This is a genomic window from Massilia sp. BAP21, from assembly GCF_057801335.1.
Map to the genome: position 1 here is coordinate 2,991,617 of NZ_CM173596.1, position 13,726 is coordinate 3,005,342.

Here is a 13,726-nt window from a genome sequence, read left to right on the forward strand (position 1 = left end):
CCGGCCTCGTATAAGGCTGAGCTCCTGTCCGAATGCCGGGCCTTCTCAACCTGGCCCGGCTGTTGTTGTCATCGATCCGCTGCCTCCAGTATTTGCCGGATCGCCGCGGCCACGATCTCCGGATGCGTGGCCTGCATCTGGTGCGAGGCATCGGCCACCACGGTCTTCGCTTTCGGGTACAGGCCGTTCACGAAGGTCCGGGTCTCGTTGTCGAAGTTGAAGGCGCCGAAATCGACGGCGATCGCGGTCGCCGACACGGGCTTGTTCACCAGGCGGATGATGGGCTTGTCGTCGATGCGCGGCAGGGCGGCGACCATTTCGCCGGTCTCCCAGATGCTGTCGATCTCGTCGCGCACCGTGCGCGAGAAGAACAGCCATTTGCCGGCGCGGGTGTAGAGCGGAAATTCCTGCGGCCGCTTGACCACGCGCGGATACAGCGCATCGACCAGCACCAATCCCTTCACTTCCTCCGGATAGCGGCGCGCGAACAGCTGCATGTACAGGCCGCCGAGCGAATGGCCGACCAGCACATACGGCGGCTGCAGGCCCTTGCGCTTGAGTGTGGCGCGCAACTGCTCGACGATGGTGGCGCCGTCGCGCGGGGCGCTCGTGGCTTCGCTGTTGGCATAGCCGGGGCGGTTGTAGGCGAACACGGTGGCGCTGTTCTTGACGCCATCGAGTACCTTGTCCCAGCCGGCGAGGGTGGCGCGCGAGCCGTTTTCGAAGACCACGGTTGCTTTTGCCGACGGGTTGCGGATGGTGAGCGTTTCGAGCTTGCGGCCCTCGACGGTGTCGACACGCGCCAGTTCGACGGCGGCCGGTACGGGTGCGGTGACGAGGGCGAGCGTGCAGAAAGCAGTGCACAGGAGCGGGATGCGGGTGGCGGAGAGCGTCATGGTGTCGGCGTGCGGGTTGGGGAAACCGCATCCTCGACCCCGGCCGGCGCGTGGTCATGCCGATTGCGACGAACGGCAAGCGGGCGCGATGAATCGCCAGCCGGCGCGCCGATTTCTAGCATGCAGGCAATGTAGCGCTGGCATTTGAACGGCTATGCGAGCATGGAAATCACCCTCCAGTCAGCTCTACCTTGCCGAAAGGATTCACCCAATGAAGCACGACCAGGCGCCGCGCCGGGACTTCCTGCGCTACGTGGGCACGCTCGCCGCCCTCTCCGCTCCCGCGATGGGGGCCGCCGCGGCCGAAAAGGACCGCGTCACCTTCCCGCCGATCGAGACGAAAAGCGAAAAGCCCGAGAAGACCGAGCCGCCCGGCGACCCGATGAACGAGCGGGTCGGCATCGCCATCGTTGGCGTGGGCCGCATTTCGGTGAACGAGGTGCTGCCCGCTTTCGCGCAGAGCAAGCACACGAAACCGGTGGCGCTGGTGAGCGGCGACCGCGCCAAGGCGCTCAAGATCGCGCGCCAGTACAACATCCCGGAAAGCGCGGTGCTCGACTACAAGGACTACGACAAGCTGGCCGGCATGCTGGAAGTGCAGGGCGTCTACATCGCGCTGCCGAACAGCATGCACGCCGAGTACACGATCCGCGCCGCGCGCGCCGGCAAGCACGTGCTGTGCGAAAAACCGATGGCCAATACCGTGGCCGAATGCCAGGGCATGATCGACGCCTGCAAGCAGGCCAGGCGCAAGCTGATGATCGCCTACCGCCGCCAGTACGCGCCGGTCGAGCGCACGCTGGTGAAGATGATCCGCGAGAAGAAGCTGGGCGAGCTGCGCGAGTTCGTGTCGTGCAATTCGCAGAACATGGGCGATCCCCAGCACTGGCGCCTGAAGCGCGCCCTGGCCGGCGGCGGCGCGCTGCCTGACGTGGGCCTGTACTGCATCAACGAGGCGCGCTTCCTGAGCGGCGAGGAGCCGGTGGAAGTGATCGGCCATACCTGGTCGACGCCGGGCGATGCGCGCTTCAAGGAGGTCGAGGAATCCTGCCAGTTCGTGCTGCGCTTCCCGAGCGGCTTCGTGGCCAGCTGCAGCACCGGCTACGCCTCGCACAAGTCGCAGATGTTCCGCCTGAACGGCTCGACCGCGTTTGCGGAGATGAACCCGGCCTACGCCTACAACGGCAACAGGCTGCGCATCTCGCGCGTGGAAGGCGGCAAGGAGCAGGGCCAGGAGCAGACGTCCGAGATTCAGGTCGAGGAAGAGAACCAGTTCGCCAAGGAGCTCGACCACTTCGCCCAGTGCGTGCGGCAGGACAAGCAGCCGCATACGCCAGGGGAAGAGGGGCTGCAGGACCAGCGCATCATCGAGGCGATTTACGCGTCGGCGAAGAGCGGGCGGGCGGTGAAGCTGACGCCGCCGCCGGGCAAGACGCGCGGGCCGGAGCCGGAAGAAAAGGCCTGAGCCGCTTTATTCGGGATCGAAGCCGCGCACCGGGAAACTGGCGTCACGCTGGATCCAGTTGCGCGGCGAGTATGCGGTATTCGCATCGGTCGCATGCAGCGTGAACGCATGGCGCGATACGGGCGAGCGGTTCGGCGCGCTGTAGTGCGGCAGCAGGCCATGGAAGCAGACCAGGGTGCCGGCTTTCGCTTCCAGCGGCACGGCGGTACTGTCATCCGGCCACGGTGTGCTGTCCAGCTTTTCCATGTGGATGCGGTCGCCGTCGCGCAGGAAACGCTCGCGCAGCGGACCGCGGTGGCCGCCCGGCTCGGCCCACAGGCAGCCGTTGTCGACGGTGGCGTCTTCCAGCGCGAACCAGAAGGTGGTGACGCTGATCGGGGTGGAATCGAAGAAGGTCGCATCCTGGTGCCAGCGCACTTCGCCGCCGATGCCAGGTTGTTTAAAAATGTACATGGACTGCCAGACCTGCGGCCGCGTCAGCCCCAGGTCGCGCGCCACGGCGGCCAGCTTCGGGTCGCGCGTAAAACGTTCGAACACCGGGTCGAGGTCGTGCATGGCGTGGCCGATCTTGTTGATCGACAGCGCCTTGGCCTGGCGCAGCTGGCCGTCCGGGCCAAAGGCTTCCTCTTCGAAGAAGCAGCGCACCGTATTGTCCGAGCCGAGGAACCAGGCGTCGCTGGCGCGTTCCTGGTTGCGCGTGGTGAAGATCGCACGCGGGTTACTCAATTCGTCGCTGGGGTCGAAGGCGTCGACGATTTCTTCCGCACGCTGGCGCAATGCCGCGATCTCGTCGAGGGACTTGAAGTTGGGAAGGACGATGAAGCCGTCGCGCTCGAAGCCGGCGCGCTGTTCGGGTGTCAGCATGGTGGGTACAGGGTTGGTTGGGCGCAGGCGCGGATTCAAGTCGACACTGGCCGCACGTTATCGAGCGTGAACGTGAAGGCGGTGCGGCCGGCGCTGGAGGTGACGTCGATCTTGCCGCCGTGCGCACGCGCGATCTGGTCGACGATGTACAGGCCGAGGCCGAGTCCTTCGCTGCCCGGGCGCGAGGTGGCGCGCCAGTAGGGCTTGAACAGCTGGGCGATGACTTCCGGCGGCAGGTCCTGACCTTCGTTCGACACCGACAGCACGAACGTGCCGTCCTCGTGGCGCGCGTCGATGTGGACCGGCGTGCCGGCATTCCCATGGACCAGTGCGTTCGCCAGCAGGTTCGACAGCAACTGGGCCAGGCGCTCGGGGTCGCAATCCAGGCATAGCAGGTCGGGGATGGAGGCGGCGATCACGCGCTCCGGGTGCAGGCCGCGCATTTCGTCGATCACCTGTTCCAGCGTCAGGTGCACGCTGTCGTGGCGGCGCAGCTTCAGGCGGATGCCGCTGCCCATGCGTCCGCGCGTGAAGTCCATGACGTCGTCGACCAGCGAGGCCATGCGCCGCGCGCTGCGGCGGATGCGCTCGACCACGGGCCGCAGCGCCGGGTCGGCCACCTTCAGCGCGAGCAAGTCGGCGCCCAGCGCGATCGAGCCGAGCGGAGTGCGCAGGTCGTGGCCCAGCACCGCGATGAACTGCTCGCGCAGTTCGGCGGTCTCGCGTTCCGACGACAGGTCCGAGCGGGCGGCCTGCTGGCGGTTCTCGGCGTCGAGCTGCTTCGAGATCAGTTCGGCAAACAGGTGCAGGGTCGAGACGGTGACCGGGTCGGACAGCTTGATCGGTTTCGGGTCGAGCCCGCACAGGGTGCCGAAGTAGCGGCCGTCGGTGCGGAACACGGGAATCGAAAAATAGCTCTGGAAGCCGTAGATGCGCGGCGTGTGGTGGCCGGCGTACTGCGTGCTCTCGGCCACGTGGTCGATGATGACCGAACGGCCGGTGTCGCGCACTTCCTCGCACAGCGTGGTCGTGACGTCGAGTTCGTCGCCCGGTTTCAGGCCGAATTCGAGCTTGTCGAGCACGGCGCAGGTGATCCAGGCGTCGTCGGTGACGTGGGCGATGCAGACGAAGCCCAGGCCGGTCATGGCGGCCACGGTTTCCAGGATCTTCGGCACGGCGCCGATGGCCTGGATTTCGTCCACGCTCTTGCGAAGGTCTACTGCCATGCGCTTCCCCGGCGGGTAAATGTGTTAACCCGGGATTCTAACACCGTCGCGCAGCGGGCCGACGGTCCAGGCGCCGTCGGCATACACGCGTTCGTCGCCTAGATACACGGCATCGGTGACCACGAACACGTCGATGTGATAGCGCGCATCCTTGCGCTTGAAGCCCGGCTTCGGATACACGCCGTGCTTGGCGCCCAGCGACAGGTGGATGCCGCACATGCGCTCGTAGGTGCCGATGTCGTCCACGCGGCGCTCGCGCGTAAACGCGCGGTTCATGCCGAAGCCGAGTTCGCGCACCCAGACTTCGCCTTCCTCCATGCGGATGTTGTCGAGCACCTGCTGGAAGGCCGGCGTTGCGTTCTCGGTGCCGACCACGCGGCCCTGTTCCACGATGATGGTCACCGGCGTCTCGGGCCGGTTCGAGCGGTAGTTCGTATCGCCGAACACGTGGATCTGCGCGCGGCCATTCACCGCTTCCAGGTCGAGCGCTTCGGTGAAGACTTCGCCGATCGGGAACTGGCCGCCGACGTTGTGCATCTCGCTGTAGTCGCCGATGTTCAGCTTGGCCGGCTCGAAGCGGGAGGCGAACACCAGCTCCTCGCCGCCGCCGACCACGCGCCCCATCGGCGCGGTGTCGATCTTCGCCTTCAGGCCACGGCCCACGCCGCGGAAGTAGGCCGGCTCGTAGGCCAGCGCTTCGATGTAGTGCTCGGACTGCGGTCCCGGCATGCGCGACAGGTGCACGTGCTCGATCACTTTCAGGCCCAGCTTGAACAGCTCGACGCGGATGCGGAAGGCCTCGAGGCGGAAGTTGGTCGACTGGATCAGCACCACCAGGTCCTTTGCCGACAGCGCGCGGAAGCGTGCCAGTACATCTTCAGGCAGCGTGCTGTCGAAGTCGATAAAGTCGGCCTCCGGCAGGTTGCGCCGGTAGGCCTCGACCAGGGCGCGCGCCAGGCCGGTGCGTTGGTCGTAGACCACCAGCGCGCGCTGCGCCGGGCCGTGCTCGATGGCGAAGCCGAGGATGTCGCGCAGGTGCGCGGTGGCGGCATCGATGGCGTGCGCGGGCAGGTCGGGCGAGGCGATGTCGGCGGAAGCGGGGAGGGAAGTCATGGCGTACGGCGTGAGGGCATGTCGGATGCCGTCCATTATACGGTTCCGGCCCAAAGTTCCCCTCAATAGCGCGTCTTTTGATCCCTGAAGTGCCGCCTCGTGCTACCGCCCGAATGGCGCGCCGTCGCGGCTATGGCAGCGTTATGATTTAGACAGAAATCAATACTTGAATCACATGCATATTTCATTCGGCAGCGGAGCGCAATGACATACAGATGGGAAACGCCGTCCAGCATCTGGCTGGAGGACGAGAAGAGCGGACAGTTCGCGCTCGAGGCCACCGAGGGCCTGGGCCGCGTCGACTGGCAGGCGCATGCGCGCGGCCGGTTGCCCGATCTCGCCCATCTGCTCGGCGCCTCGCTGCCGGCGTCCTGCGCCTGCGCGCCGATCTATCCCGAAGGATTTGCGTTCTGTCCGACCTGCGGCCAGGCGCTGCACAAACTGGGTGGACGCGTGCTGCGCCAGCCCGACTGGTGGGGCGCATCCGGCGACCAGGCCTTGCCGCGCCACGTGCCGCATGGCTTGCCGGTGACCTCGCTGGCGCTGGGTGACAGCCTGGAAGAACGTCCAGCGGCGCCCGCGATCGGCCGCGCCGAGTTGTCGATGCCGGTGCCGCCGAACGCGCATTGCGTGTTTGCGGCCGCCACCTGGGGCTTCCCCGAACAGCGCCTGCTGGCCATTGCGCCGGCGCGCGGCGTGCTGCAATACTGGGACCCGCTGGCTCAGTTGTGGCACGTGATGGCGGCCGAGAACACGGTCAGCGAACTGCGTTTCAGCGCCGGCCAGTACGGCTGGCTGCCCGCCCTGAATCCGGCGCGCGGCGAAGTCGGCGTGGTGCCGCTTGATACCGGCCTGGCGCGGCTGTGGATCAACCCGGTCAACGACAGCTACCGCCTCGAACCCCTGTTCGCCGGCACGCTGGCTGCCGCGCCGGGCGCGATGCGCCGCCACGTCGGCTGCCCTTTTGTGGCCGACGGCCGGCTGCAACTGCTGGCCACCGATGGCGATGTGGCCAATGGCGAGATCCTGCCCTGCGACGATGCGCCCACAAGCGGCTGGATGCGCCCGATCGGCTACGACAACCGCCTGTTCTGGCTGCACGAGGGCGGGCAACTGGCCTGGCGGCCGGGCGAGGCGCCGCGCTGGATGCCCTGGTCCGGCGGCTGGTCGCCCAGGCTGGAATTCGGCGGCCCCACGCAAAGCCGCGACGGCCGCCTGTGGCAGATCGGGCACGACGGCCAGGCCTATTCCTTCCTCGAACTCGGTGCAGAGCAACCGCAACTTGAAGCCATCGACGGCGCGCGCCTTGGCTTCGCGAACCTGCTGTTCCGCCGCGGCCACGCCGTGCTGGACGAACCCTGGTCGGCCGAACACGTGGAAGACGTGCACGAGGATGACACCCTGGTCCTGCCGCTGCTGCGCAGCTTCAACAACAATCGCAGCCAGCCGAGTGGGCTGGTGCTGCGCTTCCACAAGTACACCGGCCGCGCCGAGGAAGCGCTCACGGTGCGCACCATCGCCCGCACCACGATCGAATGGATCGGCAAGCGCAACGTGATCCTCGACGAAGTGGCGCGCCTGAGCCGCCCGCTCGAATGCGTGCCCTTCGTGTACGACGGCGCGCTGTGGCTGCACCATCCCGACTGGAACGCGATGCGCGGCTGGCGCCTGGAAGAGCTGTCGTGAGCGGCCTGTTGCATCGCGTGCTGGTCCTGCTTGCGCTGCTCTGCGGCGCGCTGCCGGCCTTTGCCACGCCGCAGGTCTTCCTGGTCCAGAACTCGGGCTGGATGGAACCCTTCTACGCCGACCCGCAATCGCGCTTCAAGCCGCTGGTGACGGAACTGGCGCTGGCGGTGGCGCAGCCGGGCGATGCGCTGGTGCTGGCCGCCTTCAACCAGTCGCTGCCTGGTGCGCCGTCGCCGAAGGCGCTGGTGTCCGCCAAGGTAGGCGAGGGCATGCGTGCGCAAGTCACCAAGGCACTTGCTGGCCTGGACACTGCGCGCAAACCCGGCGGCGCCCTGGCCGATACCGACCTTGGCGAAGCCGTGAGCGCGGCCATGAGCCAGGCACTGGGTGGCAAGGACGGCATCGTCTGGCTGGTCACGAACAACCGCAACAGCCCGAACAACGACCAGGCCACGGCCCAGCGCAACCGAGAGTTCTATGAACTCATCCACCGCGGCGGCGCGATCCGCACCGCGTTGGCCTTTCCGCTGCGCATGCAGGTGCAGGGCCAGCATTACCGCGCGAACGGGCTGATGGTGTACGCCTTTGCGATCGGTCCCACCGGCGCCCAGGCGCTGGAACGCTTGCTGGCCAGCGGCAGCATCGCCAGGATCATCACCGAGCCGCCCGCGCGCCTGAAGCCGCTGGATCGCAACACCGTGCGCCTGGTGCCGCGCAAGGTGGAAGATGCGCCGGGCGTGCGCTTCTCGATGGGGCAGGGCGGCGTGCTGCGCGCCGACGTGGCGTCAAGCGCGGTATCGCCATCGGCAAAGATCGGTTGGAACATCGAGAACACGATGTACCCCTACACCATCGCCAGCGCCAGCCTGAGCGCACGTTCGAAGCTGGGCGGCGAGGACAAGCCCGTCACGCTGGGCAGTGCGCGCGTGAACGCCCTCGTTCCCGGCAAGCCGCAGCCGCTGGCCTCGACCCTGCAGCTGCCGGTGGCCCAGCTGCCCAGCAAATGGTCGATGGATGCGGTCAAGTCTGCCGGCTCGGCCTACGTCCTGCCCGGCACCATCGAAGTGCACCTGGCCGACCAGAAGCTGAATTTGTCCGGCGCCTTCCGCGAGCGCATGGCGGCGCTGTTCCCGGGCGACCCGCTGCCCGACATCTTCACGCCGCCGGCCCAGGTGCAGGCGTCCACCGCCGTGCTGCCGATCGAGGTGCGCGTGCATTACGGAATGGCGCCGCTGCTGGCCGTGGGCGGCGGCCTGCTGGCCCTGCTGGCGCTTGCTGGCGCCGCGGCGTACGCCTGGATGCGGCCGCAGCGCGCCTACGTCACCGTCGAAGACGAACTGCGCACCATGCATGCGCGCGCCGGCGCCGACCAAGCGATTTACGACAAGGCGGGCAATGAAGTCGCGCGCCTGAAGACAACCCTGTTCGGCCACCAGCTGACGGACCTGCGCGAAGGTGCGCAGGTGCGCCTGGGCCGTTAAGCCCAAAAAAAGGAAACCACCATGCAAGCGACTCCGTCCACTACGCCATCCGGCGGCCAGGCCGATCCCGGCTTCAAGCTGCCCGAGGAGAAGAACGCACCCGATGCGGCGCTGCCCCAGACCACGCCCGAAACGGCGGGTGGCCCGGTGGAGGTCGTACCCGGCCCGCTGCCGCCCGCCGTCACCGACACCTCCACGCGCGACCTGTCGATTGGCGCGGCCGTGTTCGTGGTGCTGCTGGTCGTGTACTTCTTTGTCCGCAACGCCTACGTGCACCACATGGTCGTGCGCCGCGTGGCGCCGTCGACGGCGGGCAGCGCCGGCTGGCTGCTGTTCGTCGGCCTGGCGTTTTTGTCGGCCGCCGCGGTGCTGGCCATCATCAACGCCAGCCGCTATCTCACCTGGGGCGTGACCGCGCCGCTGGTCGTGGTGGGCGCGGTGGCGCTGGTCGCCGCACTCTTCATCGGCCGCCGCTGAAATGGACAGACACATGGCAGAGATCCCCACCGCAGCAAGCATGCATCGCAAGGCCGAACTAAAGGTCGATTTGCGTCCGACCCTGTTCATCGGCGCCGGCGGCACCGGCATGGAAGTCATGATGCGCATCCGCCGCCGCATCCTGTCGGCGGTCTGGAACAAGCAGCATCCGACCCGCGTGGAGTCGATCGCCGACTTCCCGGTCGCGCGTTTCCTGCACTTCGACCTCGACAACAACGCCATCATCGACGAAGGCAAGTCACAGCGCACCGACCCCTGGTACGAACTGGTGCGCCTGACGGATGAAGAGCGGCTCGTCGAGCCGCTCGACCTCCCTCAGTACCACGAGTCCGACGACAGCCTGGCGCGCTTTCCGCTGATCGAAAGCTGGATGCCGCTGCGTCCAAAGAAGCTGCGTTCGCTCGGCATCGATCCGTCGAAAGGGGCGGGGCAGATCCGTTCGGTCGCGCGCCTCTACCTGTTCGATAAATACCCCAAGCTGCGCGGCCGCATCAAGGGCGCGCTGAATTTCTTGAGCAGTAACGCCGGCATCGAGCGCAAGGAGAATTACCAGCGCCTCGGCCTGCAGGTCGATACGTCCAAATTCCGCATCGTCGTCATCGGCTCGAACGCCGGCGGAACCGGCGCCGGTAGCGCCATCGACCTGGGCTGGATGGCGAAAGCCATCGCGCGCCAGGAAGTGTCCGACAGCCAGGTCGACCTGGTGATGTTCATGCCCTCGGGTTTTGCCAAAGCGAACAAGGAGCGCACCGAGGCGAATGCCTACGCCACCATGATGGAGCTGGAAACGACGATGCGCGACATGAATGCGCGCGTATCGTGGATGGACCCGGACAGCATCCAGGGCAAGGGCGCGCCCTTCGACGACGTGTATTTTGTCGACACGGCGAATCTCGCCAACAAGGCGACCCAGGACGTGAAGGACGTCTACCAGATGGTGGCCGACACCCTGTTCGAGGATTTCGCCTCGGCCGATTTCGCCAACCGCAAGCGCTCGGTGGCGGTGAACCAGCAGCAGCACAAGCTCGGTCCCTACAATCCGCGTGTGCCGGAAGCGCGCTTCGGCGACATGCGCCTGTCTTACTCGAAGGTGTATTCGGCCTTTGGCCAATCGGTCCTCGATACCCAGCAAAGCCTGCGCGAGGACATCCGCGCCTACGAGCTGGCGGCGCTGATGGTGAAGGAGTTCTTCGGCCTGGTCGGGCGCGACGGCGCCCTGGCGCGGCGCGCCGGCGACGCGGAGCGCGACAGCTTCATGCGCGAGCAGATGGAGATGCGCGAGCGTCCCTTCAGCGAATTCCCCGACTTTAAAAAGGGGACGGTCGACGTCACCCCGTTCCAGGAATACGCGCTCACCGAGCAGCTGTTGATGGACAAGGATGGCCGCTCGCTGCTGGAGCGCGTGGAAAGCAAGGTGCAGCTCGAGATCGACCGCATCATGGCCGGCTACGACATCAAGCTGTGGCGCGAAAAGGTGGCCGAGCTGCTGCCGCAACTGGAACGCGACGCCATCCGCGAAGCCGGCGCCACCGCCGAGACCAGCGAAGACCGCATCAAGCGCCACACCGGTGAACTCACCGGCCGCCTGAAGACGCGCGTGCGCGAACGCCTGTACGCGCTGCTCGACGACCGCAAACAGGGCGGGCTGGAATTCGTGCTCTCGCTGCTGGAGCAGGTAAAGGCGCGCCTGCTGCAACGCGATCTGATCAACGCGGAAAAGAATGGCCGCCGCTACCGCGACATCCGCGATGCGTTGCGCACGCGCCAGGTTGAAGAATCGTTGAACAACCTGGGCCAGGCCGCCGGCCGCCTGTTCGGCAAGGATGCCCAGGCGCGCGAAGTGATGGCCCACCTGAAGCGCGACATCGCCGATTACCTGCGCTTTCACTTGCTGGCGGTGTCGGCCGGCCAATCCATCGAGGTGATGCGCAACATGTCGGCCTGGCTGGGCGACCCGCAATCGACCGACGAGCAGGGCAACGCGCAGTGGAGCGGCATTGCCGGCGAATTCCAGGAAGGGCGGCGCCACGTGCAGGAGATCCTGCATGCGGTCGACAACCGCATCGCCCAGCTGCGCAGCGATGCGCGCCATGAGCACGCCACCTACATCAAGCTGGCCGGCGACGTGCAGCCGGCGCCGGTGCGGCTCACGGGCGATGTCAGTGCATGGAGCGAGGAAGTGCTGCTGGAGTTCGGCGGCTCGGGCAAGCTGTTCCCGCAGCTGGGCGACGAGCGCATGCGCTCGGACCTGCTGCTGAAACTGTTCCGCCGCGCGCAGACGCAGTTGTCGAGTTCCGACCTCGGCGCCGAGCCGAGCGACCCGCTGCTGGACCGCCTGAACGCGATGACGCCGCAGGAGCGCCAGCGCGTTTTCGCCGAATGGATACGCAGTGCCATGCCCTGGGTGAACGCCCGCTTCTCGGCCGAGTTCACTCCGAATTCGGACCAATTCAAGTGTTTTATCGGAGTGGGTGATGTAGGCGCCTGGCGCCGCATGGAGCTTGAAATCCGCGCCGCCGTGCCGACCGGCTTCTTCCACGGCGACCTGGTCTCGATCGTGAACACGGGCGTGCCCGGGCGTGCGGTGTGCTACATCGAATTGTCCGGCATCCCGATGACGGTGCTGCGCGGCCTGCCGACCTGGCGCGCCTCGTACCAGATCGAGAACCCGAAGATCCCGACCCATCTGCACTTCGATTCGACGCGCTTCCGCCATCCGATTTCGCCATCGATGGACGAGTTGAATCGCCTGGCCGACGACTACGAGTGGTTCCTGCAGGCGATCGCCCTCGGCGTCATTCGCAGGAAAGCCGACCTGGGCGACCGCGAGGCCAGCTTCCAGCCGCGCGGCCAATACCTGTTCGAAGTCGAGCCGGGTTCCGGCGAGTGGCTGCAGATCGGGAACGAGTTCGCGATCCGCTCGAACGGCTTGCCGGCGTATTACCGCGAGCAGGTGATCGCCGCCGTGCGCAACCGTTTGGCATCAAGCGGCCCGCACCAGCTGGTGCTGCTGGCCGCGCTGATGCGCCACTACCAGCTGCGCGTGTACGAGCCGCGCCTGGAAGTCGACGAGACCGGCGCCCAGCTGCCGTCGCCTTCGCTGCCGAACATCACGGCCCGGCGCCTGTACGACGCCTGGCTCCGGCGCGCGAATGCGCTCGATCCATCGCTGACGAGCGCCGCCATCGACGCCGCGCTGGCCACGCTGCCCGAGTGGACGGAAGCGGTGCCGGATTCGGCGTCGGACGCCTATAACTGGGAAGTCGAGCGGCCAATCGACAAGCGCGTGATCAAGGCCGAGTTCCTGGCCAGCGATGCACGCGCGGCGCAGGCGGTCGAGCGGCGCACGCACGTGGCCGCACCGGCGCCGGTGCCGGCAATGGCCGCCGGTCCGCGCTACAAGCTGTTCGTGGGCGGCGCCCAGCGCGGGCCGTTCGCGGTCGAGGAGATCGTGCAGCAGCTCGCGCGCGGCGAGGTCGACCTGGCCACGCGCGCCTGGAACATGGCGCAGGACACCCGTTTCGGCAAGTGGCAGACCGTGGCCGACATTCCCGGGCTTCATGCTTCGCAGTCGGACGCCATTCCCGATCCGGACGATGGCATTCCGGACCCGCAGTAGAAAGGGCGCCTGTGGCAGAAGCATCGGTTTATCGCTGTATCCAGTCCTCGTGCGGCCGCAGCTGGCCGCGCCGGGTGAACTTTTGCCCCTACTGCGGTACGGCGCAGCAGGAGGGTATCGAGCGCGGGAACGTGGCGGCGCATGCCGCGCCGGCTGCGCCGGGCGTGCGCATCGAGAAGCCGGCGCACGACGGCGTGCCCCTTGCCGCCGCTGCCGCCAGCACTGTTTCGCCGCGTGCGCCGGACAGGCCGGCGGCCGGCCCGGCGCCTGTGCCGCCGCCAAAGCCCGCATCCACGCCCGCGCCCGCATCCACACCGCGCGCCGTGCCAGCGCCGCCGGTTCCGCCAATTTCGCCGGTTCCGCCACGCGCCCGGCCGGCGCCCGGCGTGCGCGCATCCGCCTCCCAGCCGCCGCAGCGCAGGCCCGTGCGCCTGCGCTGGTGGCTGCTGGCGCTGGCCCTGCTGTGGGTGGTCTGGCTGGTCGCCAATCCGGGTAAGCGCCGTATCGAGGCGCAGATGGACAAGGCGATCGGCCTGGCCACGTCCTGCAAGCCGCGCGAAGCCCAGAGCGAACTGATCGCGCTGCGCAAGACGCGCGCCACGCCAGAACAGTTGCAGCACGTGCAGCAGGTGCTGAACGACGCCGCCGCCGATTGCACCCGCAAGCGCCAGCGCGACAAGGCCTGGCGCGAAGCGAAGACGGCGGTCGAGTCGGCGCTGGCGGCGTCCTCGTTCGACAAGGCGCGCCAGCGCTTGCGTGCGTTCACCAAGCGCTGGGGTGACGACGAGAATGCGCGGGCTCTGCGCGACAGGATCGAGGAACGCAGCCCCGAGCATCCGCGTGCCGACGGCCGGTGATGCTCATCCGTGAGCCGTGCA

The 13,726-nt window shown here is 67.3% G+C and carries 10 protein-coding genes; 6 read left to right on the top strand and 4 right to left on the bottom strand.

The annotated features are described in order from the left end of the window. Positions 1–68: 68 nt before the first annotated feature. Positions 69–896, bottom strand: a complete 828-nt coding sequence (locus ACWYRN_RS13170) for an alpha/beta fold hydrolase (RefSeq protein WP_488687903.1) — start codon at positions 894–896, stop codon at positions 69–71. Positions 897–1,107: 211 nt separating this feature from the next. Here ACWYRN_RS13170 and ACWYRN_RS13175 point away from each other — a divergent pair, with 211 nt between their 5' ends. Then, the gene (locus ACWYRN_RS13175; RefSeq protein WP_488687905.1) at positions 1,108–2,361 is read left to right on the top strand and encodes a Gfo/Idh/MocA family protein; all 1,254 of its coding nucleotides are present in this window, start codon (positions 1,108–1,110) and stop codon (positions 2,359–2,361) included. Positions 2,362–2,367: 6 nt separating this feature from the next. On the opposite strand, the gene ACWYRN_RS13180 is transcribed toward ACWYRN_RS13175, so the two are convergent. From ACWYRN_RS13180 to ACWYRN_RS13190, 3 genes are read right to left on the bottom strand one after another with little or no spacing between them, the layout of a single operon-like run. After that, positions 2,368–3,225, bottom strand: a complete 858-nt coding sequence (locus ACWYRN_RS13180; RefSeq protein WP_488687906.1) for a phytanoyl-CoA dioxygenase family protein — start codon at positions 3,223–3,225, stop codon at positions 2,368–2,370. A 35-nt stretch (positions 3,226–3,260) separates the two neighbouring features. Beyond that, positions 3,261–4,451, bottom strand: a complete 1,191-nt coding sequence (locus ACWYRN_RS13185; protein ID WP_488687908.1) for a GAF domain-containing sensor histidine kinase — start codon at positions 4,449–4,451, stop codon at positions 3,261–3,263. A 24-nt stretch (positions 4,452–4,475) separates the two neighbouring features. After that, on the bottom strand, positions 4,476–5,564 hold the full coding sequence (locus tag ACWYRN_RS13190; protein ID WP_488687910.1) for a M29 family metallopeptidase: 1,089 nt from the start codon (positions 5,562–5,564) through the stop codon (positions 4,476–4,478). 204 nt (positions 5,565–5,768) lie between these two features. Between ACWYRN_RS13190 and ACWYRN_RS13195 the strand changes: the two genes are divergently transcribed. From ACWYRN_RS13195 to ACWYRN_RS13215, 5 genes are read left to right on the top strand one after another with little or no spacing between them, the layout of a single operon-like run. Then, a complete protein-coding gene (locus ACWYRN_RS13195; RefSeq protein WP_488687911.1) occupies positions 5,769–7,250 on the top strand; it encodes a hypothetical protein in 1,482 nt (493 codons plus the stop codon). Next, positions 7,247–8,731, top strand: coding sequence for a hypothetical protein (locus tag ACWYRN_RS13200; protein ID WP_488687913.1), 1,485 nt, complete (start codon positions 7,247–7,249; stop codon positions 8,729–8,731). The genes ACWYRN_RS13195 and ACWYRN_RS13200 overlap by 4 nt, the downstream gene beginning before the upstream one ends. A gap of 21 nt (positions 8,732–8,752) precedes the next feature. After that, positions 8,753–9,208 (top strand): hypothetical protein, encoded by a 456-nt coding sequence (locus ACWYRN_RS13205; protein ID WP_488687915.1) that lies wholly within the window; start codon positions 8,753–8,755, stop codon positions 9,206–9,208. A gap of 13 nt (positions 9,209–9,221) precedes the next feature. Then, positions 9,222–12,848, top strand: coding sequence for a tubulin-like doman-containing protein (locus ACWYRN_RS13210; RefSeq protein ID WP_488687916.1), 3,627 nt, complete (start codon positions 9,222–9,224; stop codon positions 12,846–12,848). Positions 12,849–12,859: 11 nt separating this feature from the next. Next, positions 12,860–13,705, top strand: a complete 846-nt coding sequence (locus tag ACWYRN_RS13215) for a hypothetical protein (protein WP_488687918.1) — start codon at positions 12,860–12,862, stop codon at positions 13,703–13,705. Positions 13,706–13,726 lie beyond the last annotated feature (21 nt).

Bases quoted from the DNA above. Each gene is read 5' to 3' on its own strand.
- ACWYRN_RS13170 (WP_488687903.1), bottom strand. From the start codon at position 896: ATGACGCTCTCCGCCACCCGCATCCCGCTCCTGTGCACTGCTTTCTGC.
- ACWYRN_RS13175 (WP_488687905.1), top strand. From the start codon at position 1,108: ATGAAGCACGACCAGGCGCCGCGCCGGGACTTCCTGCGCTACGTGGGC.
- ACWYRN_RS13180 (WP_488687906.1), bottom strand. From the start codon at position 3,225: ATGCTGACACCCGAACAGCGCGCCGGCTTCGAGCGCGACGGCTTCATC.
- ACWYRN_RS13185 (WP_488687908.1), bottom strand. From the start codon at position 4,451: ATGGCAGTAGACCTTCGCAAGAGCGTGGACGAAATCCAGGCCATCGGC.
- ACWYRN_RS13190 (WP_488687910.1), bottom strand. From the start codon at position 5,564: ATGACTTCCCTCCCCGCTTCCGCCGACATCGCCTCGCCCGACCTGCCC.
- ACWYRN_RS13195 (WP_488687911.1), top strand. From the start codon at position 5,769: ATGACATACAGATGGGAAACGCCGTCCAGCATCTGGCTGGAGGACGAG.
- ACWYRN_RS13205 (WP_488687915.1), top strand. From the start codon at position 8,753: ATGCAAGCGACTCCGTCCACTACGCCATCCGGCGGCCAGGCCGATCCC.
- ACWYRN_RS13210 (WP_488687916.1), top strand. From the start codon at position 9,222: ATGGCAGAGATCCCCACCGCAGCAAGCATGCATCGCAAGGCCGAACTA.